Annotated in this window: 21 protein-coding genes; 15 read left to right on the top strand and 6 right to left on the bottom strand. The window is 72.3% G+C overall.

The genetic code is table 11. The features are described 5' to 3' along the window. Positions 1 to 5 precede the first annotated feature (5 nt). Positions 6 to 842, top strand: coding sequence for a xanthine dehydrogenase accessory protein XdhC (xdhC, locus tag GQQ93_RS00500; protein ID WP_157422275.1), 837 nt, complete (start codon positions 6 to 8; stop codon positions 840 to 842). Between the two features lie 61 nt (positions 843 to 903). On the opposite strand, the gene GQQ93_RS00495 is transcribed toward xdhC, so the two are convergent. After that, the gene (locus GQQ93_RS00495) at positions 904 to 1416 is read right to left on the bottom strand and encodes a nucleoside deaminase (RefSeq protein ID WP_157422274.1); all 513 of its coding nucleotides are present in this window, start codon (positions 1414 to 1416) and stop codon (positions 904 to 906) included. 115 nt (positions 1417 to 1531) lie between these two features. Here GQQ93_RS00495 and GQQ93_RS00490 point away from each other — a divergent pair, with 115 nt between their 5' ends. From GQQ93_RS00490 to moaA, 5 genes are all read left to right on the top strand, one after another. Further along, on the top strand, positions 1532 to 1936 hold the full coding sequence (locus GQQ93_RS00490; RefSeq protein WP_157422273.1) for a TOBE domain-containing protein: 405 nt from the start codon (positions 1532 to 1534) through the stop codon (positions 1934 to 1936). Next, complete coding sequence (gene modA, locus GQQ93_RS00485) at positions 1933 to 2769, top strand: molybdate ABC transporter substrate-binding protein (RefSeq protein WP_157422272.1); 837 nt, start codon at positions 1933 to 1935, stop codon at positions 2767 to 2769. The genes GQQ93_RS00490 and modA overlap by 4 nt, the downstream gene beginning before the upstream one ends. Positions 2770 to 2806: 37 nt before the next feature. Further along, positions 2807 to 3688, top strand: coding sequence for an ABC transporter permease (locus GQQ93_RS00480; RefSeq protein WP_157422271.1), 882 nt, complete (start codon positions 2807 to 2809; stop codon positions 3686 to 3688). After that, entirely contained in the window at positions 3685 to 4833 is a 1149-nt protein-coding gene (locus tag GQQ93_RS00475; protein ID WP_157422270.1) for a sulfate/molybdate ABC transporter ATP-binding protein, read from the top strand. The genes GQQ93_RS00480 and GQQ93_RS00475 overlap by 4 nt, the downstream gene beginning before the upstream one ends. 101 nt (positions 4834 to 4934) lie before the next feature. Further along, the gene (moaA, locus tag GQQ93_RS00470; protein WP_281349859.1) at positions 4935 to 6005 is read left to right on the top strand and encodes a GTP 3',8-cyclase MoaA; all 1071 of its coding nucleotides are present in this window, start codon (positions 4935 to 4937) and stop codon (positions 6003 to 6005) included. 37 nt (positions 6006 to 6042) lie between these two features. Here moaA and GQQ93_RS00465 read toward each other — a convergent pair whose 3' ends face one another. After that, entirely contained in the window at positions 6043 to 6468 is a 426-nt protein-coding gene (locus tag GQQ93_RS00465; RefSeq protein ID WP_157422268.1) for a molybdenum cofactor biosynthesis protein MoaE, read from the bottom strand. A 147-nt stretch (positions 6469 to 6615) separates the two neighbouring features. On the opposite strand from GQQ93_RS00465, the gene GQQ93_RS00460 reads away from it, so the two are divergent. Further along, positions 6616 to 7251 carry a helix-turn-helix transcriptional regulator gene (locus tag GQQ93_RS00460; protein WP_157422267.1) on the top strand — a complete coding sequence of 212 codons (636 nt, stop codon included), beginning with the start codon at positions 6616 to 6618 and terminating at the stop codon, positions 7249 to 7251. A 6-nt stretch (positions 7252 to 7257) separates the two neighbouring features. Here GQQ93_RS00460 and GQQ93_RS00455 read toward each other — a convergent pair whose 3' ends face one another. Next, positions 7258 to 8511, bottom strand: a complete 1254-nt coding sequence (locus tag GQQ93_RS00455; RefSeq protein WP_157422266.1) for a nitrate/nitrite transporter — start codon at positions 8509 to 8511, stop codon at positions 7258 to 7260. A 244-nt stretch (positions 8512 to 8755) separates the two neighbouring features. Here GQQ93_RS00455 and GQQ93_RS00450 point away from each other — a divergent pair, with 244 nt between their 5' ends. The 4 genes from GQQ93_RS00450 to narI are packed head-to-tail and all read left to right on the top strand — an operon-like array spanning position 8756 to position 15673. Then, entirely contained in the window at positions 8756 to 12526 is a 3771-nt protein-coding gene (locus GQQ93_RS00450; RefSeq protein WP_246191955.1) for a nitrate reductase subunit alpha, read from the top strand. Further along, the gene (narH, locus tag GQQ93_RS00445) at positions 12526 to 14166 is read left to right on the top strand and encodes a nitrate reductase subunit beta (RefSeq protein WP_157422264.1); all 1641 of its coding nucleotides are present in this window, start codon (positions 12526 to 12528) and stop codon (positions 14164 to 14166) included. The genes GQQ93_RS00450 and narH overlap by 1 nt, the downstream gene beginning before the upstream one ends. Then, on the top strand, positions 14166 to 14912 hold the full coding sequence (narJ, locus tag GQQ93_RS00440) for a nitrate reductase molybdenum cofactor assembly chaperone (protein ID WP_157422263.1): 747 nt from the start codon (positions 14166 to 14168) through the stop codon (positions 14910 to 14912). The genes narH and narJ overlap by 1 nt, the downstream gene beginning before the upstream one ends. Beyond that, complete coding sequence (gene narI, locus GQQ93_RS00435; RefSeq protein ID WP_157422262.1) at positions 14909 to 15673, top strand: respiratory nitrate reductase subunit gamma; 765 nt, start codon at positions 14909 to 14911, stop codon at positions 15671 to 15673. The genes narJ and narI overlap by 4 nt, the downstream gene beginning before the upstream one ends. A 33-nt stretch (positions 15674 to 15706) precedes the next feature. Here narI and GQQ93_RS00430 read toward each other — a convergent pair whose 3' ends face one another. Further along, the gene (locus GQQ93_RS00430) at positions 15707 to 16861 is read right to left on the bottom strand and encodes a ThiF family adenylyltransferase (RefSeq protein WP_157422261.1); all 1155 of its coding nucleotides are present in this window, start codon (positions 16859 to 16861) and stop codon (positions 15707 to 15709) included. 341 nt (positions 16862 to 17202) lie between these two features. Here GQQ93_RS00430 and GQQ93_RS00425 point away from each other — a divergent pair, with 341 nt between their 5' ends. From GQQ93_RS00425 to GQQ93_RS00410, 4 genes are all read left to right on the top strand, one after another. After that, positions 17203 to 17451 (top strand): MoaD/ThiS family protein, encoded by a 249-nt coding sequence (locus tag GQQ93_RS00425; RefSeq protein WP_157422260.1) that lies wholly within the window; start codon positions 17203 to 17205, stop codon positions 17449 to 17451. A gap of 68 nt (positions 17452 to 17519) precedes the next feature. Then, entirely contained in the window at positions 17520 to 18815 is a 1296-nt protein-coding gene (locus tag GQQ93_RS00420) for a molybdopterin molybdotransferase MoeA (protein WP_157422259.1), read from the top strand. Continuing rightward, positions 18808 to 19290, top strand: a complete 483-nt coding sequence (moaC, locus tag GQQ93_RS00415; protein ID WP_157422258.1) for a cyclic pyranopterin monophosphate synthase MoaC — start codon at positions 18808 to 18810, stop codon at positions 19288 to 19290. The genes GQQ93_RS00420 and moaC overlap by 8 nt, the downstream gene beginning before the upstream one ends. Before the next feature lie 8 nt (positions 19291 to 19298). After that, positions 19299 to 19784, top strand: coding sequence for a MogA/MoaB family molybdenum cofactor biosynthesis protein (locus tag GQQ93_RS00410; RefSeq protein ID WP_157422257.1), 486 nt, complete (start codon positions 19299 to 19301; stop codon positions 19782 to 19784). Positions 19785 to 20177: 393 nt separating this feature from the next. Here GQQ93_RS00410 and GQQ93_RS00405 read toward each other — a convergent pair whose 3' ends face one another. Together GQQ93_RS00405 and GQQ93_RS00400 are read right to left on the bottom strand one after the other, a co-directional pair. Then, positions 20178 to 20930 (bottom strand): phosphatase PAP2 family protein, encoded by a 753-nt coding sequence (locus tag GQQ93_RS00405; protein WP_246191953.1) that lies wholly within the window; start codon positions 20928 to 20930, stop codon positions 20178 to 20180. 58 nt (positions 20931 to 20988) lie between these two features. Further along, positions 20989 to 22275, bottom strand: a complete 1287-nt coding sequence (locus GQQ93_RS00400; protein ID WP_157422256.1) for a multidrug effflux MFS transporter — start codon at positions 22273 to 22275, stop codon at positions 20989 to 20991. Between the last annotated feature and the right edge of the window lie 206 nt (positions 22276 to 22481).

The following is a 22481-nucleotide window of genomic DNA, read 5'->3' as shown; positions in this document are numbered from 1 at the left end:
CGCCGGTGGACTGGCTGGAGGCGCTGCGGCGGCTGCGTGACGCGCGCGAGCCCGCGGTGATCGTGACGCTCGCGATCGTGCGCGGGCACGCGCCGCGCAACGGCGGCGCCAAGATGGTGGTCTCGCGGAGCGCGATCGTCGGCACGGTCGGGGGCGGCAACCTCGAGGCCACCGCGATCGATCGCGCTCGCGCGCTGCTCGCCGCGGGCTCGGCCGAGCCCGAGCTGGTCACGCTGCAACTGAGCGACAAGGCGACGACCGAGTACGGCGTGCAATGCTGCGGAGGAGAGGTCACGTTCATGCTCGAACCTGTGCCGGTGGTGCCGGCCGTCGCCGTCTTCGGTCTCGGACACGTGGGGCTCGAACTCGCCCGCATCCTCGCCAGGCAGGAGTGCGAGCTTCACCTCATCGACTCGCGGGCCGAGATGCTCGCGCCCGAGCGGCTGGGCGTGCCGGGCGAATCGGGAGTGCTCGGCGATGCCGTCGCCGTCGTGCACCTGCATCACGAGCCCGTGCCCGAGGCGGCGCTCGAGTCGCTGCCGCCGGGCGGCCACGTGCTCGTCATGACGCACGACCACGTCGAGGACCTCGCGATCGTCGACCAGGCCCTCCGGCGCGAGGGGCTCGCCTCGATCGGGCTGATCGGCTCGCACTCGAAATGGGCGCGGTTCCGGGTGAAGCTCACCGAGCTCGGGCACGACGACACGGCGCTCGCGCGGGTCTCGACGCCGATCGGCATCCCCGAGGTCGCGGGCAAGGCGCCTGCGACGATCGCGGTGAGCGTGGCCGCGCGCATCCTCGAGCTCGTCGAGCAGGCGCGGGTCGGCGGCGACGCGGGCTGAGCGGGGCGACGAAGGCTGAGCGCGCTGCAGCGAGCGAGCCGCAGCGGGCGAGCCCGCGCCCTCAGTACTCGATGCGGTCAGCGGTGCGCTTCCACTCGGCGAAGGGCGCGAGACGGCGTTCGCCGCCGAGCTCGAGCCGGGCGACGGGCATGATCGACCGCGCCTCCTCGCCGTCGTCGTCGAAGTAGCGGTAGAAGCGCGCGTCGTCGAAGCCGGCGTCGGCGGCGTCGTCGCGGGTCGCGGCGAAGACCACCCGGTCGAGACGCGCCCAGAGCGCTGCGGCGAGGCACATGGGGCAGGGCTCGCAGCTCGAGTAGAGCGTGCCGCCGCTGAGGTCGAAGTCGCCGATGCCCCGGCAGGCGGCGCGGATCGCCGTGATCTCGGCGTGCGCGGTCGGGTCGAGGTTCGCGGTGACCCGGTTCACCCCGTCGAAGCTGCGGCCGTCGGCGGTGACGACGATCGCGCCGAACGGCCCGCCCGCGTTGCGCACGTTCTCGGTCGCGAGCTCGACGGCCTGCGCGAGGCGCGCAGCGGTGTCGTCGCCTGTGGCGTCGGGAGTCGGGCCGAGGTTCATCGCGGGCATCCTTGCTCTTTCGTCCCGACAGTAACAGCCACGCCCGCTGCGGCCATCGGAGCAGTCGTGCGGCTTCGCGTACGGTTTCCGCATCTGCGGCACTATTCTCGATTCCATGACGCATTATCGGATCAGCGAGGCCGCCGAGCTCGTCGGGGTCAGCGACGACACGGTACGGCGGTGGATCGCCGACGGGCTGCTCCCCGTCGAGAAGGACGCCTCGGGCCGCCAGGTCGTGCCGGGCGCCGAGCTCGCGGCCCGGGCTCAGTCGATCGCCTCCGCCGCCGACGATCGCACGGGCGTCCGCCGCAGTGCGCGCAACCGCTTCGTGGGGCTGGTCACCCGCGTCGAGATCGAGGGCCTGATGGCCCAGGTCGAGCTGCAGTGCGGCCCGCACCGCGTCGTCTCGCTCATGTCCTCCGAGGCGGCGCGCGAGCTGCGGCTCGAGGTGGGCTCCCGCGGCGTCGCCGTCGTGAAGGCGACGATGGTCGTCGTCGAGACCGAGCAGGACGACGCGTGAACGCCCGTCGCGCGCTCACGGCGTTCGCGGTCGCTTCGGTCGCGCTCGCGCTGCTCGCCGCGTGCGCCCCGTCGGCCGAGACGGATGCCTCCTCGGGCGCCGCCTCGGGCACCGACGCCCCCGCCACCACCACGGGTCCCGAACTCTCGGGCGAGCTCACGATCTTCGCCGCCGCCTCGCTCGGCGGGCCCTTCGACGAACTCGCGACCCGGTTCGAGGCGCGCAACCCCTCGCTCGACGTGCTGCCCGTGACCTACGACGGCTCCTCGGTGCTCGCGACCCAGCTCGTCGAGGGGGCGCCCGCCGACGTGTTCGCCTCCGCCGACGAGCCGAACCTCGACCGCGTCGCCGAGGAGGGCCTCGTCGCGGGCGAGCCCGAGGTCTTCGCCACGAACGTGCTCGAGATCGCCGTGCAGCCGGGCAACCCGCTCAGCATCGACGGCCTCGACGCTCTCTCGATCGGCGCGGACCCCGCACCCGTCGTCGTGGTCTGCGCCGCCGAGGTGCCGTGCGGGCGGGCCGCCGCGACCCTGCTCGACGACGCCGGCGTCGAGCTGTCCCCCGCGAGCGAGGAGCAGAACGTGAGCGCGGTGCTCACGAAGGTGCGCACAGGCGAGGCCGACGCCGGGCTCGTCTACGTCACCGACGTCCGTGCGGCCGACGGCGAGGTCGAGGGCATCGAGATCGACGGCGCGGATGCCGCGACGAACCGCTACCCGATCGCCGCCCTCGCCGGGGCCGCGAACCCCGCGGCCGCCGCGGCGTTCGTCGAGTTCGTGCGGTCGTCCGAAGGTGCCGAGGTGCTCGCGGAGTTCGGATTCGGGTCGCCGTGATCCCATCGCATCGCGACGAGGAGCGCGCGGGGGCCCGATGACCGAGACCCCGTTCGCCCCGGGCCCTGCGCCCTCACCCCCGTCATCGCGCTCGCCCTCGCCCTCGCGGGAGCGCATCGGCGCCCACCGGGCGATCGGGGTGCCGGGCGCCCTCCTCGCGCCCGCGGCGATCGGCGTGGCGGTGCTCGCGCTGCCGCTCGCCGCGCTGCTGCTGCGCCTCGACTGGAGCGCGGTGCCGGCCGCCGTGACGTCGCCGGCCGCGGTCGAGGCGCTCACGCTCTCGCTCGTCACGGCGGCGATCGCCACCGGCTGCTGCATCGTGCTCGGGGTGCCGCTCGCACTCGTCATGGCGCGCGCCTCTCGCCGCACGGCGGCGGTGCTGCGCACCCTCGTCACGCTGCCGCTCGTGCTGCCGCCGCTCGTCGGCGGCATCGCCCTGCTCGCGCTGCTCGGCCGCACGGGGCTCTTCGGCGAGAGCCTCGCCCTCCTCGGCGTCCGCATCCCCTTCACGACGACCGCCGTCGTGATCGCCCAGGTGTTCGTTGCGCTCCCGTTCCTCGTGATCTCGGTCGAGGGATCGCTCCGGGCGGTCGGCACCCGGTTCGAGGCGGTCGCCGCCAGCCTCGGAGCCCGGCCCTTCACCGTGTTCCGCCGGGTGACGCTGCCGCTCGTCCTCCCGGGTGTGCTCGCCGGCACGGTGCTCTGCTTCGCGCGGGCGCTCGGCGAGTTCGGCGCCACCGCACTCTTCGCCGGCAACACCGCCGGGGTCACTCGCACCATGCCGCTCGCGATCTACACCGCCTTCAACGGGGCGGGTGTCAGCGAGGACACGGCCATCGCGCTCTCGCTCATGCTCATCGGGGTCGCGATCGCCGTGCTCCTCGTCATGCGCGGCTGGCGAGAGGATGCTCCGCGATGACCGGCGGCGAGACATCCGGCGCGCTCGTGGCCGAGGTCGTGAGCGAGCGCGGCGCGTTCCGCCTCGAGGCGGCGGTCCGCGTCGACCGCGGCGAGGTGCTCGCGGTGCTCGGCCCGAACGGCTCGGGCAAGTCGACGCTGCTCGCGACCATCGCGGGCCTCATCGCCCCGAGCCGCGGCGAGGTCCGACTCGGCGAGCGCGAGCTCGCCCGCAGCGGGTCCGACGGGCGGCGCACCGTCGCCACGGCGGTGGACCGGCGCCGCATCGGGTTGCTCGGGCAGGAGTCGTTGCTCTTCCGCCATCTCAGCGTGCTCGAGAACGTCGCCTTCGGGCCGCGGTCGCAGGGCCTGCGCGCCGGCCCTGCGCGCACCGAGGCGCGGCACTGGCTCGAACGCGTCGGCGCCGCGGAGTTCGCCGCCCGCCGGCCGGCCGAGCTCTCGGGCGGCCAGCAGCAGCGGGTGGCCATCGCTCGCACCCTCGCCGCCCGGCCCGAGCTGCTGCTGCTCGACGAGCCGTTCGCGGCGCTCGACGTGCCCACCGCGGCGGCGATGCGACGACTCCTCGGCGAGCTCTGCGCCGAGACCGCGACGCCGACGGTGCTCGTCACCCACGACCCGCTCGACGCCATCGTCCTGGCTCGGCGCGCGGCCGTGCTGCACGACGGGCGCATCGCGCAGATCGGCACGGTCGCCGAGGTGCTCGGACACCCCGCCACTCCGTTCGTCGCGGCCCTCGCCGGCGTGAACCTCGCGCTCGGCGTCGCGACCGCGCGCGGCGAGGTGCAGCTCGAGGGCACCGACGGAGCGCGGCTCGTGCTGTCGTCGGGCTCGACTGCGGCCGATGCCGCAGCGCGCCCGGCCGTCGGGCGTGCCGCCTCCGCGGTCTTCAGCCCCGGTGCGGTGCACGTCGCGCCGGTGCACGAGGGCACCCAGGAGGCATCCGCCGCGCCCGTCGCGAACCGGTGGTTCGGCACCGTCTCTCTCCTGCAGCCCGCACCCGGCGGGGTGCGGCTCACGACGGTCGAGCATCCCGAACTCGCGATCGACCTGCCGGGCGCCGCGGCCGTCGCGCTCGATCTTCAGCCGGGGGCGCGGTTCGCCTTCTCGATCGCTGCCGAGGAGGTCACGGTGCGGGTGCGTGACTGAGCCGGTGTTACGGTGGCACCACGAGCAGGGGGTGACCGACGAGCGACACGGCGATTCCGATCAGAGCGCCCCGCCCCGATTCGGCGGGAGCGGCGCTCGGGGTGCGCCGGCTGCCCTCGACGGGCCTCGAGAGCGCCGACGCCTCGCTCCTCGACCGCCGCGACCGGCCGATGCGCGACCTCCGCATCTCGATCACCGATCGCTGCAACTTCCGCTGCGTGTACTGCATGCCGAAGACGGTGTTCGGCCGCGACTACGCGTTCCTCGACCGCGACGAGCTGCTGAGCTTCGAGGAGATCACCCGGATCGCGCGTGTGGCTGCAGCTCACGGGGTCGAGAAGCTGCGCCTCACCGGCGGTGAGCCGCTGCTGCGACGCGGACTCGAAGAGCTCGTCGCGCAGCTCGCCGAGCTGCGCACCCCCGACGGCCGCCCACTCGAGATCGCGCTCACGACCAACGGCTCGGCGCTCGCGATGAAGGCCGCGGCCCTGAAGGCCGCGGGCCTCACCCGGGTCACGGTGTCGCTCGACTCGCTCGACGACGAGCTGTTCCAGGCGATGAACGACGTGCGCTTCCCCGTCGCCCGGGTGCTCGACGGCATCGAGGCGGCGCAGGCGGCCGGCCTCGGCCCGGTCAAGATCAACATGGTCGTCAAACGCGGGCTCAACGAGCACGAGGTCCTGCCGATGGCGAGGCGCTTCCACGGCTCGCCGTTCACGCTCCGCTTCATCGAGTACATGGACGTCGGCAATTCGAACGGCTGGCAGCTCGACGAGGTCGTGCCCTCGGCCGAGATCGTCGACCTCATCGGCGCCGAATTGCCCCTCCAACCGCTCGGGGCGACCGCGCCGGGCGAGACGGCGACGCGCTGGCGCTACCGCGACGGCGGCGGCGAGATCGGGCTCATCTCGAGCGTCACCAACACCTTCTGCGGCAGCTGCAACCGGGCGCGCATCTCGACCGAGGGAAAGCTGTTCACGTGCCTGTTCGCGAGCGAGGGCCACGACCTGCGGGCGCTGCTGCGCGGCGGCGTCGACGACGAGGGCCTCGCCGTCGCGATGGCGTCGATCTGGGGCGCGCGCGACGACCGCTACTCCGAGGTGCGGTCGAGCCTCACGCCCGAGCTGCGGGCCGCGCGCCCGAAGGCCGAGATGAGCTACCTCGGCGGGTGACGCCGCGATGCCGCTGCCGGCGGCCCGCTCCGCGCGCTCAGAGCCCGACCCACTCCGAGACGCCGTCGCTGAAGTGCTGGCGCTTCCAGATGGGCACCTCGCGCTTGATCAGCTCGACGAGGCGCTCGCACGCGTCGAAGGCCTCGGCCCGATGCGCCGCGGATGCCGCGGCCACGAGCGCGACGTCGCCGATGCGCAGCTCGCCGACGCGGTGCACGGCCGCGACGGCGAGCCCCGTCTCGTCGGCGATGCGACGCACGCAGTCGGCGAGGAAGCGTCGGGCGTCGGGGTGTCCTTGGTAGTCGAGCCCGAGCACCTCGCGCCCGCCGTCGTGGTTGCGCACGACCCCGAGGAACGTCACGACCGCGCCGCTCGTCTCGGACTCGACGGCGACGCGCACGGCGGCCTCGTCGATGGGCTCGTCGGTCACGTCGGCCGTGACGCCGGCGGGGTTCTGACTCATGCGCGCCTCTCGCTCGTGCTGCAATCCTATGTTCGACGCCCGTTGCGGTGCCGCGCCGAGCGCCGGTTTGCTTCTCGACCCTCGCAGCGCGAGACTGGCTCGCAACGCGACACATCGCACGGGGGTGCATGGCGACGGAGGTGGCGAGTGGCGGGCACGACCGAACCGGATCCGTACCGCACCCTGTCGTCCTACAGCCGCGTCGCCCTGCTGCACCTGCTGCAGCAGCAGCCTGCCCAGACGGTGGTCGAGCTCGCCGCCGCCGTCGGGCTGCACCACAACACGACCCGTGAGCACCTGCAGCGCCTCGTCGACGACGGCTTCGTCACGGCGACCCCCGAGCACCGCCCGAGCCGCGGGCGCCCGCGGCTGCGCTACAGCGCCGCCACCGGCAGCGTCGAGGAGCGCAACCCGCCCGCCCAGGAGCGCCTTCGCCACGCCGTGGAGCGCGGGGACCTGCTGCGCCGAGCTGTGCCGAACACGGCGGACCGAGCCGACGCGGGCTTCGACCGAGACGCTCGGCGCCAGATCGACGCGCTCGACGACCACCTCGATCGAACCGGGTTCGAACCCGAGATCGACACCGAGCAGCTCAGGGTGCAGCTCGCCGGATGCCCGTTCCAGTCGATGGTCGACGAGCACCGCGACGTCGTGTGCTCGGTGCACTTCGGCGTCATCCGCACCGTGCTCGCGCACGCGGGCGGGCCCATCGAGGCCCGCGAGCTGCTGCCGTTCTCGGCCCCTGGGTGCTGCACGCTGCAGCTCGCCGTCGACGAGGGCTGACGCCGCTCACGCCGAGTCGGGGGCCGCCTTCGCCGACCCCGCCGGCCGGGCGTCGCGCAGCATACCCGCGACGACGAGCGCGAATGCGCCGACGATGACGAGCAGCCACAGCCCGAGTGCGTACGAGTTCGTCTCGGCGTTGTAGGTGGCCCCCATCACGAGCGGCGGGAAGTAGCCGCCGAGACCGCCCGCGGCGGCCACGACGCCGGTGACCGCGCCGACCTTGTCCTTCGGCGTCGACGGCCCCACCCACGCGAAGACCGCACCCATGCCGAGGCCCATCGCCGCCGCCATCGCGATGAACGTGATGCCGGTGAGGATGCCCTCGGGCGGCTGCTGCCCGACGACGTAGGCGAGCGAGACGATGCCCGCGAGCGAGATGAGCGAGATGATCTTCGGCCCCACCCGGTCGGAGAGCGCGCCGCCGATCGGACGCGCGACGACGGCCGCCGCCGCGAAGAGCGCCGTGCGAGTGCCGGCGCCGACGGGATCGACGTCGTCGGGGTAAATCGTCGTGAGGTACTTCGGCAGGAACGTCGAGAACGCGACGAAGCCGCCGAAGACGATGCCGTAGAGGAACGCCATCTCCCACGTGATGCGGAGCTTCAGCGCCCCGACGACCTTCGGCACGAGCGCCTGCCTGCTGGGCTCCCACACGGGCGAGTCGCGGAGGAAGAACCAGACGAGCAGGGCCATGACGACCATGACGCCGGCGACGAGCAGGTGCGTCGGCAGGTAGCCGATCGACTCGGCGAGACGCGGGGTGAGGAACGCCGAGACGGCGGTGCCGATCATGCCCATGCCGAACACGCCGGTCGCGAAGCCGCGGCGCGACGGTTCGTACCAGGCGCTCGAGAACGGCACGCCGACGGCGAAGATCGTGCCGGCGACGCCGAGGTAGAAGCCCGCGCCGATCAGCAGCGGGAAGCTCTTGAGCTCACCGGCGAGCGCGACGAGCAGTACGGCCGGCACCGAGAGCAGGAGTACCGCGGCGAACATCCTGCGCCCGCCGAACCGGTCGGTGAGCGCGCCGGTGAGGATGCGACCGAGTGCGCCGACGAGCACGGGCGTCGCGAGCATGAGCGAGATCTGCCCCTCGTCGAGCCCCATCTCGGTGGCGTACGTCTTCTGCAGGGGGGCGATGAGCATCCACGCCCAGAACCCGACCGTCGAGGCGACCGTGGCCAGCAGGACCTGGCCCAACTGCCCGCGCAACGGGGTGCCCGCGGGTGCTCCGGCCGTCGTGTCCGGTTGCTTCACTGCGTCGCTCACTGACTGCCCCCGATCGTGCGATCCGGCGGCCGACCCGCCGTTTGCGCCCGACAGTACCGGTCGCACGCCCCACTCGCCAGTGATTCCGGCCGAGAGAAATCGCCGCCGATTATTCCCGGCGAATCGCCTCGACAGGGGTCGACCGACCTGCCTACGGTCGGTAGTGTCCACTGCAACGGCACCCCCGCGGGGCGCCGTCCTCGACGTTCGTCGCTCAGGCGAGGAGGCTCTTGTGACCCAGACGCCACCGAGTTCGCGCGGTCCGGCCACCGACGGCCCGCTCGCCGATTCCCTCCTGAAGTTCGGCCGGTTCCTGAGACCCGGCGAGTTCTCACCCGACCTCCGCACGGTCACGCTCGAGGGCGGTCGCCAAGGCGACGTCTTCTACCGCGACCGCTGGTCGCACGACAAGGTGGTGCGCTCGACGCACGGCGTGAACTGCACGGGCTCGTGCTCGTGGAAGGTGTACGTCAAGGACGGCATCATCACGTGGGAGACGCAGGAGACCGACTACCCCTCGGTCGGGCCCGACTCCCCCGAGTACGAGCCCCGCGGCTGCCCGCGCGGCGCCGCGTTCAGCTGGTACACGTACTCGCCGACCCGGGTGCGCTACCCGTACCTGCGCGGCGTGCTGCTCGAGCACTACCGGGCGGCGAAGGCGCGCGTCGGCGGCGACCCCGTGCTCGCGTGGGAGGCGCTCGTCACCGACCCCGTGGCATCCAGGGCGTACAAGCGGGCCCGCGGCAAGGGCGGGCTGGTGCGCGCGAGCTGGGACGAGACGCTCGAGATCGTCGCGGCCGCCCACGTGCACACCATCAAGGCGCACGGGCCCGACCGGGTCGCCGGGTTCTCGCCGATCCCGGCGATGTCGATGGTCTCGCACGGGGTCGGCGCCCGGTTCATCAACCTCATCGGCGGCACGATGCAGTCGTTCTACGACTGGTACGCCGACCTTCCGGTCGCGAGCCCGCAGGTATTCGGCGACCAGACCGACGTGCCCGAGTCGGCCGACTGGTGGAACTCGACCTACCTCATGATGTGGGGCTCGAACGTTCCGGTCACGCGCACGCCCGACGCGCACTTCATGACCGAGGCCCGCTACCGCGGCCAGAAGGTCATCACGGTCTCGCCCGACTACGCCGACAACACGAAGTTCGCCGACGAGTGGCTCTCGCCGCACCCCGGCACCGACGCCGCGCTCGCGATGGCGATGGGGCACGTGATCCTCAGCGAGTTCCTCGTCGAACGGCGGGTGCCGCGCTTCGAGCACTACCTCAAGACCTACTCGGACGCCCCGTACCTGGTCTCGCTCGACGAGCGCGAGGCGAGCGACGGCCGTCGCACCTACGTCCCGGGCAAGTTCGTGACGGCCGCCGACCTCGGCGGCGCCGAGGCCGCCGTCGACAACGCCGCGTTCAAGACGGTGCTGCTCGGCCGGGACGGCTCGGTCGTCGTGCCGAACGGCGCGCTCGGCCACCGCTTCGGCGACGCCGACGAGGGCAAGTGGAACCTCGACCTCGAGGGCGTCGACCCGCAGCTCTCCATCCGCGACGGCGCCGCGTGGGGCGGCGAGGTCGCCGAGCTCGAGCTGCCGCGCTTCGACGTCGCCCCCGAGGCCGGCGCCGAGCACGAGGGCGGCAGCGGCGTCGTGCGTCGCGGCGTGCCCGTCGCGCGCGTCGCCGGCCGGCTCGTCACGACCGTCTTCGACCTGCTGCTCGCCCAGTACGGCGTCGCGCGCGAGGGCCTCCCGGGCGAGTGGCCGACGAGCTACGCGGATGCCTCGACGCCGGGCACGCCCGGCTGGCAGGAGGAGATCACCGGGGTCCCCGCCGAGCAGGCCGAACGCATCGGCCGCGAGTTCGCCGACAACGCCGAGCGCTCGGGCGGGCGTTCGATGATCCTCATGGGCGCCGGCACGAACCACTGGTTCCACTCCGACACGATCTACCGCACCTTCCTCGCCCTCACGACGATGACCGGCTGCCAGGGCGTCAACGGCGGCGGCTGGGCGCATTACGTCGGCCAGGAGAAGGTGCGACCCGTGACCGGCTACTCGCAGTACGGCACCGCGAGCGACTGGTCGCGGCCCGGCCGCCAGATGATCGGCACCGCGTTCTGGTACCTCGCGACCGACCAGTGGCGCTACGACGGTCTGCCTGCAGACCAGCTCGCCTCCCCGCTCGCCGAGGGGCTCTTCGCCGGCCGCACCACGGCCGACTGCCTCGTCGAGTCGGCCAAGCGCGGCTGGATGCCGAGCTTCCCGACCTTCGACCGCAACCCGCTCGACCTCGTCGACGACGCCCGGGCCGCGGGCAAGGAGCCGGCCGAGTACGTCGTCGACTCCCTGAACGACGGCTCGCTGCGCTACGCCTGCGAGGACCCCGACTCGCCCGAGAACTTCCCGCGGGTGCTGAACGTCTGGCGCGCGAACATCCTCGGCTCCTCGGGCAAGGGCAACGAGTACTTCCTGAAGCACCTGCTCGGCACCGACTCGTCGGTGCGCGCCGCCGAGGCGCCGCCCGAGCGACGCCCCGAGTCGATCGACTGGCACGACGATGCGCCCGAGGGCAAGCTCGACCTGCTCGTCACAGCCGACTTCCGCATGACCTCGACGACGCTCTTCTCCGACGTCGTGCTGCCCGCGGCCACCTGGTACGAGAAGCACGACCTCTCGTCGACCGACATGCACCCCTTCGTGCACTCGTTCAACCCCGCCATCGCGCCGCCGTGGCAGACGAAGACCGACTTCGAGATCTTCCACCTCATCGCGAAGCGGTTCTCCGAGTACGCGCGCACGCACCTCGGCACCCGCAGCGACCTCGTCGCCGCGCCGCTCATGCACGACACCCCCGACGCGATGGCGACCCCGCACGGCACGGTCGAGAACGACCTGCCGCTCGTGCCGGGCGTGACCATGCCGAAACTCGTCGTCGTCGAACGCGACTACACGGCGATCGCCGACAAGCTTGCGACGCTCGGGCCGCTCGCGGTGAAGGCGGGCATGGTGACGAAGGGCATCGTGTTCGACCCGACGCCCGAGGTCGCCGAGCTCGGGCGGCTCAACGGGGTCGCCACTGCCGGCGCGGGCGCCGGGCAGCCGCTGCTCGACACCGACGTGAAGGTGTGCGAGGCGATCCTCGCCCTCTCGGGCACGACGAACGGCCGGCTCTCGGTTCAGGGCTTCCGCCAGCTCGAGAAGCGCACGGGGCAGCGCATCGCGCAGCTCGCCGAAGACCATGAGGGCGGGCGCATCCGCTTCGCGGACGTGCAGGCGCGGCCGGTCTCGGTCATCACGAGCCCCGAGTGGTCGGGCTCCGAGCACGGCGGACGCCGCTACACGGCGTTCGCGATCAACGTCGAGCACCTGAAGCCGTGGCACACCCTCACCGGTCGCCAGCACTTCTTCCTCGACCACGACTGGATGCGGGAGCTCGGCGAGAACCTGCCGATCTACCGGCCGCCGCTCGACCTCGCGAGGCTCTTCGGCGATTCGCCGGTCGTCGGCTCGACCGCCCCGAGCGGCGACCCCGCGGCATCCGGTCACGCCGAGGTCGCGGTGCGCTACCTGACGCCGCACTCGAAGTGGTCGATCCACTCCGAGTACCAGGACAACCTCTTCATGCTGTCGCTCTCGCGCGGCGGCCCCACCATCTGGATGTCGACGCAGGACGCCGAGAAGATCGGCGTGCGCGACAACGAGTGGATCGAGTCGTACAACCGCAACGGCGTCGTCGTGGCCCGTGCGATCGTCTCGCACCGCATGCCCGAGGGCACGGTGTACATGTACCACGCGAAGGACCGCACGGTCGACGTGCCCCGCACCGAGACGAGCGGGCAGCGCGGCGGCATCCACAACTCGCTCACCAGGGTGCTCCTGAAACCCAGCCACCTCATCGGCGGCTACGCGCAGCTCGCGTTCGCGTTCAACTACCTGGGGCCGACCGGCAACCAGCGAGACGAAGTCACGGTGATCCGCCGCCGCAGCCAGGAGGTCGAGTACTGATGAAGGTCATGGCGCAGATGTCGATGGTCATGAACCTCGACAAGTGCATCGGCTGCCACACGTGCAGCGTCACGTGCAAGCAGGCGTGGACGAACCGCTCGGGCGTCGAGTACGTGTGGTTCAACAACGTCGAGACCCGGCCGGGCATCGGCTACCCCCGCCGCTATGAGGACCAGGAGAAGTGGGGCGGCGGCTGGGTCCGCACGAAGTCGGGGCGCCTGAAGCTGCGCTCGGGCGGGCGGCTGAAGAAGCTCGCCACGATCTTCTCGAACCCGAAGCTGCCCGAGATCCACGACTACTACGAGCCGTGGACGTACGAGTACGACATGCTCCTGAACGCGCCGGCCGGCGAGCACACCCCGGTCGCGAAGCCGAAGAGCCTGCTCACCGGCGAGGACATGAAGATCTCGTGGTCGGCGAACTGGGACGACAACCTCGGCGGCTCGGCCGAGACGATGGCGGACGACCCGATCCTGCAGCACATGTCGGAGCACGTGGCATCCGAGTACGAGCAGACCTACATGTTCTACCTGCCCCGCATCTGCGAGCACTGCCTGAACCCCTCGTGCGTGGCCTCGTGCCCGTCGGGCGCGATGTACAAGCGGGTCGAGGACGGCATCGTGCTCGTCGACCAGGACCAGTGCCGGGGCTGGCGCATGTGCGTGTCGGGCTGCCCGTACAAGAAGGTCTACTTCAACCACAAGACCGGCAAGGCCGAGAAGTGCACGCTCTGCTACCCGCGTCTCGAGGTCGGGCTGCCGACGGTCTGCTCAGAGACGTGCGTCGGCCGGCTGCGGTACCTCGGGCTCGTGCTCTATGACGCCGACAAGGTCGCCGAGGCCGCGTCCATCGAAGACGAGCACGCGCTCCTCGACGCGCAGCGCAGCGTCTTCCTCGACCCGCACGACCCGGCGGTCGTGCAGGCGGCCAGGGAGGCCGGCATCCCCGAGGACTGGATCGACGCCGCGCAGCGCTCGCCGATCCACAAGCTCATCAACGAGTACAAGGTGGCGCTGCCGCTGCACCCCGAGTACCGCACGATGCCGATGGTCTGGTACATCCCGCCGCTCTCCCCCGTGGTCGACGTCGTCGCCTCCTCGGGCAACGACGGCGAGGACGCGAAAACGCTGTTCGCGGCGATCGCGAAGCTCCGCATCCCGCTCGAGTACCTCGCCGGGCTCTTCACCGCGGGCGACACGCGCCCGGTCGAAGCGTCGCTGCGCAAGCTCGCCGCGATGCGCTCGTACATGCGCGGCATCAACCTCGGCGAGGGCAAGGACGAGCGGATCGCCGACGCCGTCGGCATGACCGGCGACACCCTCGAGGAGATGTACCGGCTGCTCGCGATCGCGAAGTACGAGGAGCGCTACGTCATCCCGGCCGCGCACACCGAGCAGGCCCGCGAACTCGACGAGCTCGCCTGCTCGCTCGACTACGACGGCGGGCCGGGCATGGGCGGCGCGGGGCCGTTCGGCTCGTCGAGCGGGCAGCAGGTGCCCGTCGCGGTCGAGAACTTCCACGCGCTGAAGAACCGGCAGACCGCCGACCGCCCGTCGACGTCGGGCCGGGTGAACCTGCTCAATTGGGACGGCAACGGCGCGCCCGACGGCCTGTTCCCCCCGAAGTCCGGGGAGGAATGATGGCGAACTTCCCGCTCATCTTCAGACGCTCCGGTTCGGATGCCTCGCGCTCGTCGCGCAGACCGGGGACGGCGCCGCTCGCGCTCGACGACGCCACACGGCGGCTCGCGCACATCGCGACCTCGCTGCTGCTCGACTACCCGGGCGAGGGCTTCGATGCCCGCCTCGCGGCGGTCGAGGCCTCCCTCGGCGAACTGCCGCCCGCGATCGCGAGCGAGCTCCGCGCGTTCATCGATCACGCCGCCGCGACCGATCGCGAGGCCCTCGCGATCGAGTACGTCGCGACCTTCGACCTCAAGCGCAAGTGCTGCATGTACCTGAGCTACTACGCCGCGGGCGACACCCGGCGGCGCGGCACCGCGCTCGTGACCTTCATCCAGGCGTACCGCGCCGCCGGTTGGGAGTTCGACGCCGACGAGCTGCCCGACTACCTGCCCGCCGTGCTCGAGTTCTCGGCGCGCAGCGACTCGCCCGTGGCCTCCGAGCTGCTCTCGGCCCACCGCGACGGACTCGAGGTGCTGCGCGAGGCCCTCGAGAAGCAGCGGAGCCCGTGGGCGGGCCTCGTGCGCGCCGTCTGCCGCTCGCTGCCCGAGCTCGACGAGGCGACCCGCGAGCGCTACCTCGAGCTCGTCAGCCAGGGCCCGCCCGCCGAGACCGTCGGGCTGTCGTTCCTCGGCAGTCTCGGTCCGACCGTCCTGGCGCCGTATCAGCCCGTCGGAGCCGCACACGAGGAGGCACGCGCATGACCGCCTGGGACGTCCTGCTGTGGGTCGCGATGCCGTACGCCGCGTTCGCGGTGTTCGTCGTCGGGCACATCTGGCGCTACCGCTACGACAAGTTCGGGTGGACGACCCGGTCGAGCCAGACCTATGAGAACCGACTGCTGCGCTGGGGGTCGCCGATGTTCCACCTCGGCATCCTCATGGTGCTCGCCGGGCACGTCGTCGGCCTGCTCATCCCGCGCGAGTGGCTGTACGCCATCGGCATCGACGAGCACATATACCACCTCGGGGCTACCGCGCTCGGCACGGCGGCCGCGGTGCTCACCCTCGCCGGGCTCGCGATCCTGATCTACCGTCGGCGCACTGTCGGTCCGGTGTTCCTCGCGACGACCCGCATGGACAAGCTCATGTACGTCGTGCTCGGCGCGGTGCTGCTGTTCGGCACGATCGCGACCGTCATGTACCAGCTGCTCGGGCCCGGTTACGAGTACCGCGGCACGGTCGGCCCGTGGCTGCGGAGCCTCATCGTCTTCCAGCCGCAGCCCGAGCTCATGGTCGACGTGCCGCTCATGTTCCAGATCCACGTGATCGCGGCGAACGTGCTCTTCGCGCTCTGGCCGTTCACCCGGCTCGTGCACGTGTGGTCGGCGCCGATCGGCTACCTGTTCCGCCCGTACATCGTGTACCGCTCGCGCGACGACGCCCGCCGCCCAGGCTCGCGGCCCGCGCGCCCGGGCTGGGAGGGCATTCAGACGCCCGACCCGAAGAAGCTCACGAAGCTCTGAGCGCGCTGGGCCCCGCGCGCGCTCCCAGGTCGCTCAGCGGGTGACGAGGTCGGCGGCGACCCCGGCGAAGCGCTGGATGCCGCCGTCGAGCGAGGCGACCTCGGCGTGCCCACGGCGTGCGAGCTCGCGGGCCGCGCGCTGCGAGCGGATGCCGACCTCGCAGTAGACGACGATCGGGCCGTCGCCGGGCGGCAGCTCGGCGCCCGAGAGGAGCTCGCGGAGCGGGAGCAGGGTGCTGCCGTCGATGCGGACGAGCTCGGCCTCGCTCGGTTCGCGCACGTCGATGAGGCGCAGCGGCTCGGCCGCACGCAGGCGCATGAGCAGTTCGGCCGCCGAGATCGGGGGCGGCGCGGTCGCCGAGGCATCCGATTCACTCGAATCGTCGAGGCCGCAGAACCGTTCGTAGTCGATGAGGTCCGTGATCTCGTCGGCGTCGGCGATCGCCGTGTAGGCGATCTCGCGGGTGCGCGCGGTGAGCGCGTCGTAGCTGAGGACTCGGCCGAGGAGGGGGTCGCCGAGTCCGGTGACGAGCTTCACGACCTCGGTCGCCATGAGCGCGCCGACCACGAGGCAGAGGCTCGGCAGCACGCCGCCGAGCTCGCAGCTCGGCACCTCGCCGGGCGCCGGCGGCACGGGGAAGAGGTCGCGGTACCCGGGGCCGCGACCGCGCCAGGCGACGCCGAGCTGCCCGTGGTAGCGCAGGATCGCGCCCCAGACGAGCGGCTTGCCGGCGAGATGGGCCGCGTCGTTCGTCAGGTAGCGCGTCGGGAAGTTGTCGCTGCCGTCGACGACGAGGTCGTAGTCGTCGAGGATGCCGCGGAGGTTCGCCGCGGTCACGCGCTCGCGATGGCGGACCACCCGGCACTCGGGGTCGGTGGCGGCGACCGTGTCGGCGAGCGAGTCGACCTTCGGCCGGCCGAGGTCGTCGACCCCATGGCTGAGCTGGCGCGGCAGGTTGCTGAGCTCGACCGTGTCGGCGTCGGCGATGCCGATCGTGCCGATGCCCGTTCCGGCGAGCGCGGGCACGACCGCGCTGCCGAGCCCGCCGGCGCCGATGACGAGCACCCGCGCGGCCTGCAGGCGACGCTGGGCGAGTTCGCCGAAGCCCGGCAGCATGAGCTGTCGGCTGAAGCGTGCGAGCCTGGCGGGAGCCAGCGGCGGCCCGGGCTCGACGAGCGGCTCGGTCATGCGGCCAGTGTATCCGCCGGGTTCCGCCACGAGGGCGGTCGGCGGGACGGCGGATCCGGATAGGGTCCCGGATCCGTCGCACCGCACTGTCAGGGGGGTGATCGGCGCCGGGGCGCATGGGAGCCGTTCGTGGGGGGCCGAGTTCGCTCCACCCCGGAACGCCGATCGCGGGACACCCACTCGGGTGTGGGTCAAACGTCCCACTTATGAAGATAGAGATCCATCCTGTGAACCGGCTCCATGGTCGCTGCATGCTTCCACCGAGTCCCAGTCCGCGCCCCGACGGTTCGACGACGAGCCGCGCCGCGCCGGATCCCACCCCTCCCGGTACCATCGACGGCATGACGATCGTGACCGTGCGGTACTTCGCGGCGGCCGCCGACGCGGCCGGCGCCGAGGAGGAGCGGCTCGAGCTCCCCGACGGCGCCACCGTCGGCCACCTCCGCGACGAGCTCGCCGAGCGGTACGGCGTCGCCATGCAGCGCGTGCTGCAGAACGGGTCGTTCCTCGTCGACGGCACCGTCGAGCGCGACCCCGCGACCGCACTCGGCGCGGCCGTCGACATCCTTCCGCCGTTCGCCGGCGGATAGGGCCGAGCACTCCCCGAGCGCTCGCCGAACTCGGGACCCGCAGCACCCACCGCAGAGACGAGGCCGGAATGCGCAGCTACGCCGAACACCAACGGGCCGTGCACGAACTGCTCGACCCGCTCGCCGCGCGGCTCGACGCAGCGGGCGGGCGTCCGGTGCCGGTCTCGGCCTCCGTCGGGCGAGCCGACGCGCATGGGCGGGTGCTCGCCCGCGACGTCCACGCGCCGGTCGCGCTGCCCGGCTTCGACAACTCGCAGATGGACGGCTACGCCGTGCGCTCGGCCGAGCTCGCCGGAGCACGCCCCGGTTCGCCGGTGCGGTTGGCGGTCGGGCCGACGAGCGCCGCGGGCGACGCGCCCTTCGCACTCGCCCCCGGCACCGCCTCCCCCGTGATGACCGGTGCCGCGATCCCCGCCGGCGCCGACGCCGTCGTGCCGATCGAGGTCGCCGACCCGTCCGCCTTCATCGGCCTCGGGGCCGGACGCCACGACTCCCCCGACGGCTCGGTCGTCGGGTTCACCGCCCCGGTGGCGCCGGGCGCGTACATCCGCCGCGCCGGCAGCGACATCGCCGAGGGCGCCCTGCTGCTCGCCGCCGGCACCCGGCTCGGCCCCGCGCAGCTCGGCTCGCTCGCCGCGGCCGGCGTCACCGAGGTGCTCGTGCGTCGCCCGTTGCGAGTGCTGCTCGTCTCGACCGGCCACGAGCTGCAGGCGCCCGGGCTGCCGCTCCGCCCCGGGCAGATCCACGACGCCAACACCACCATGCTCGGCGCCGCGCTCCGCGGGTGCGGCGTCGAGGTGATCGAGGCCCTCGCCCCCGACGATGCGGCCTCCGTGCGGGCCGCGCTCGAGGCATCCGCTCGCCGCGTCGACCTCGTGGTGACCACCGGCGGCGTCAGCGCCGGCGCCTTCGAGGTGGTGCGCGAGGCGCTCGCGCCGCTCGGCGTCGAGTTCGTGAAGGTCGCGATCCAGCCCGGCGGACCGCAGGGCCTCGGCACGGCCCGCATCGAGCCCGAGGACGGCGACAGCCCCGTCGAGGTGCCCGTGGTCGCGTTCCCCGGCAACCCGGTGTCGGCGCTCGTCTCGTTCGAGCTCTTCCTGCGGCCGGTGCTGCGGCGGCTCGAGGGCCTCGCGCCCGATCGCCACCGCGCGCGGCTGCCGCTCGCGCACGAGGTCGTCTCGCCGCGGGCGAAGCACCAGGTGCGGCGGGGCGTCCTCGACGGCGACGGCGCCGTCGAGGTCGGGGCCCCGAGCTCGCACCTGCTGCACGCGTATGCTCAGGCGACGGTGCTCGTGCACCTGCCGGTGGGAGTCGACGCGCTGCCCGCCGGCGCCGCCGTCGACGTCTGGAGGATCGATGACTGACACCCCGCCCCGTCTCACCCACCTGCGCGACGACGGTTCGGCGCACATGGTCGACGTCACCGACAAGCAGGTCACGAAGCGCACCGCGAGCGCGCAGGCGGTCCTCACGAGCCGCCCCGAGGTCGTCTCGGCGATCCTCGACGGCACCCTGCCGAAGGGCGAGGCGATCGGCACCGCGCGCATCGCCGGGATCATGGCGGCGAAGCAGACCTCCACGCTCATCCCGCTCTGCCACCCGCTGCCGCTCACGAAGCTCGACGTCGACATCACCGCCGAGGGCGAGCGCGTGCGCGTCGTCGCGACAGTGACCACCAAGGGCGTCACGGGCGTCGAGATGGAGGCCCTCACCGCGGCGAGCGTCGCCGCGCTCACCCTCTACGACATGATCAAGGCGGTCGACCACCACGCCGTGATCGGCGAGATCATGGTGCTCGCGAAGGCGGGCGGCAAGAGCGGCGACTGGTCGCGGGCATGAGCGACCGGATGCCTCGCGCCGCCACGGTGCTCGTCGCGTCGACGCGCGCCGCGGCCGGGGTCTACGAGGACCGCACGGGGCCGGTGATCGCCGCCTGGCTCGCCGAGCGCGGCTTCGCGGTGCAGGGGCCGCTCGTCGCCGCCGACGGCGTGGCGTTCGAGACGGCGCTGCAGGCGGCCGTGGCGGCGGCGCCTGCGGTCATCGTGACGACCGGCGGCACCGGCCTCGCCCCGGGCGACCTCACGCCCGAGGCGACCGCGGCGCTGCTCGACCGCGAGCTCCCCGGCTTCGCCGAGGAGCTGCGCCGGCGCGGCGCCGCGACGACGCCGACCGCACTGCTGACCCGCGGCGTCGCCGGGGTCGCCGGATCGACGTTCGTGGTCAACCTTCCCGGCTCGACGGGCGGCGTGCGCGACGGCCTCGGCGTGCTCGGCGACGTGCTCGACCACGTGCTCGACCAGCTCGCGGGCGGCGACCACCGGCAACCAGGCTGAGTTCCATCTCGAGACCGCGGGCCCTGCTCCCGAGCACACCTCTGCGCGACATCTGGGTCCCGGGTTCTTCGTCGGCCACGGGCGACCTTCCCTCCGGAGCGGGTGTGCACAAGTGGACTTGTGGCCGCCCGACAGGTCCACTAGTGGACTTGTCGCGTACCGGCGAGGACACAAGTGGACTTGTGGCCTTCTCTCCGCAGGTGGCCTTCCCTCCGGAGCGGGTGTGCACAAGTGGACTTGTGGCCGCCCGACAAGTGCACAAGTGAACTTGTGGCCGCCCGACGAGTCCACAAGTGGATTTGTGGCGTCCCGGCCATGACACAAGTGGATTCGTCGACCGCCGCGTCCGAGAGATACCCGCCGTCGGCAAAGGTCACCGAGCGGTGCGAGGGCCTACCGGAGCGACGATGGGCGATGACGCGGCGGGGTGACGTGCTCCTGCGCCCTGGCCGCGTTGCGCGCCGAGACGCGGTCGATCCACTGGAGGCGCTCGCGTTCGAGCGGCACGGCGAAGATCGCCCAGAGCACCAGCGCGACCCCGACGCCGACGAGGGCGCCGCCGACGGTGTCGGAGAACCAGTGCGCCCCGAGGTAGGTGCGGCTGATCGCCATGAGCACGGTGTAGAGCGCGCCGAGCACCCACACCCACAGCCGCGGCACGATCACGCCGACCGCGACGGCGATGGTCGCGGCGTTCGCGACATGCCCCGAGGGGAATGAACCGAAGTCGGAGACGACGATCATGTCTTCGGGCCGAGCGCGGCCGAACGCCGACTTCAGCACCTGCACCACCCCCGCACTCGCCGCAGAGGCGGCGATGAAATAGAGCGCGGCCCACGGCCGGCGAACGAGGAGCAGCACGACCGCGGTGCCGACCGGGATGACGAAGACACCGATGACCCCGCCGCCGAGCGCGTTCATGAAGTACGCGAACACGTCGCCGACGGGCCCGCGCATCGCGAAGACCTCTTCGGCCCACTGCTCGTCGACCTCGAACGGGAGCCCGCCGAAGCGCCCCATGATCACGAAGCCGAGCAGGGCCGCCGTCACGATCGCGACGATGCCGCCGATGAGCGGCGCGCGTCGCCGCACGGTCCGCACCGAGGCATCCGCCTGCTTCGCCTGAACGGTGCGCGTCGCCTGCATCCTCCAAAACTAACGAACGACGCGTCGGCCTCCACCCGGCTCGCCGGGGCGCCCGCGTTCAGTCCGTGAGCGGCGGCACGGTCTTCGGGCGCACGAGCACCCAGAGGCCGATGATCGCGATCGCCGCCGCAGCCGACATCACGATCGCCATCGGCAGCGCGCTGCCGACTCCCATGAGGCCGATGAGCGGCGAGATGAGCCCCGCGAGCCCGAAGTTCAGCGCCCCGAGGAGCGACGCGGCCGTACCGGCCTCGCTGCCGTGCGAGGCGAGCGCGAGGATCTGCACCGCGGGGAACGAGAACCCGCACGCCGTGATGAACAGGAACAGCGGCACGATCGTGCCCCAGAGGCCCGCTCCGGTCACGTCGAGCACCGCGATCGCGATGGCGGAGCCCAGCAGCACGACGGTGGTCACCGCGAGGATCCACTGCGGCGCCACCCGCCCGCGCATGAGGCGCGAGCTCGTCTGCACGCCGATGATGATGCCGACCGAGTTCACGCCGAACAGCAGCCCGTACTCCTGGGCGGTGAACTCGTACACCTCCTGGAAGAGGAACGACGACGTCGACAGGTACCCGAACAGTCCGGTGAACACCATGCCGCCGACGAGGGCGGCGCCGAGGTAGACCCGGTCGCGGAAGAGCGCCCGGTAGCGGTCGCGCATCGTCGAGTGGCCGGTCACGTGCCGGCGCGACGGCGGCAGCGTCTCGACGATGAGGAAGGCGACGCAGAGCACGACGACCACGCCGTACGCCGCGAGCACCCAGAAGATGCCGCGCCAGTCCATGACCTGCAGCAGCTGCGAGCCGATGACCGGCGCGAGCACAGGGGCGAGGCCGTTCACGAGCGCGAGGCGGGAGAGCATCTTCACGAGGGGCTTGCCGCCGAACAGGTCGCGCACCATCGCCATGGCGACGACGCCGCCCGCGGCGGCACCGAAGCCCTGCAGCAGGCGGAACGCGGCGAGCCAGACGATGTCGGGTGCGAACGCCGCGCCGATCGAGGCGGCGATGTGCAGCGTGGTCGCGAGGATGAGCGGCAGGCGGCGGCCGACCTTGTCGCTCCACGGGCCGACGATGAGCTGCCCGAAACCGAATCCGATCATGGTGCCGGTCAGGGTGATCTGCACCGCGGCGGCCGAGACGCCCAGTTCGTCCTGCAGCACCGGGAAGGCGGGCAGGTAGAGGTCGACCGTGAACGGCCCGAGTGCGGTGAGCGCCCCGAGCACGAGCACGTAGACGAGGCGCTGGCGCGCCGTCAGGGCATCGCCGGGATGCACCGACACGACGGGGGTCGAGCGGGTGTCGTCGGGGCGGATGATGGGGATGGGACTCGTGGCGGACATGCGATCCTGGCGTGCTCGAAGGCGGATGAGGTCTGGTGCCGGGCGCGACCGGCGGCCTCGGCGCGCGCCATCGGACGCCGGGAACGACGACGACGGCACCGCGTGGGTGCCGTCGTGCGGATCCGAGCCGTGACATCGCACTCGAATCGATTCGAAGGCACTAGGTTACCGCACGGTCGACCGAGGTGCGAGCGTCGATTCCCCGA

Source organism: Agromyces lapidis (assembly GCF_009749405.1).
GTDB classification, from domain to species: Bacteria; Actinomycetota; Actinomycetes; order Actinomycetales; family Microbacteriaceae; genus Agromyces; species Agromyces lapidis.
Note: the sequence above shows the minus strand (reverse complement) of the source record. Positions and strands in the feature narration are given on the sequence as shown.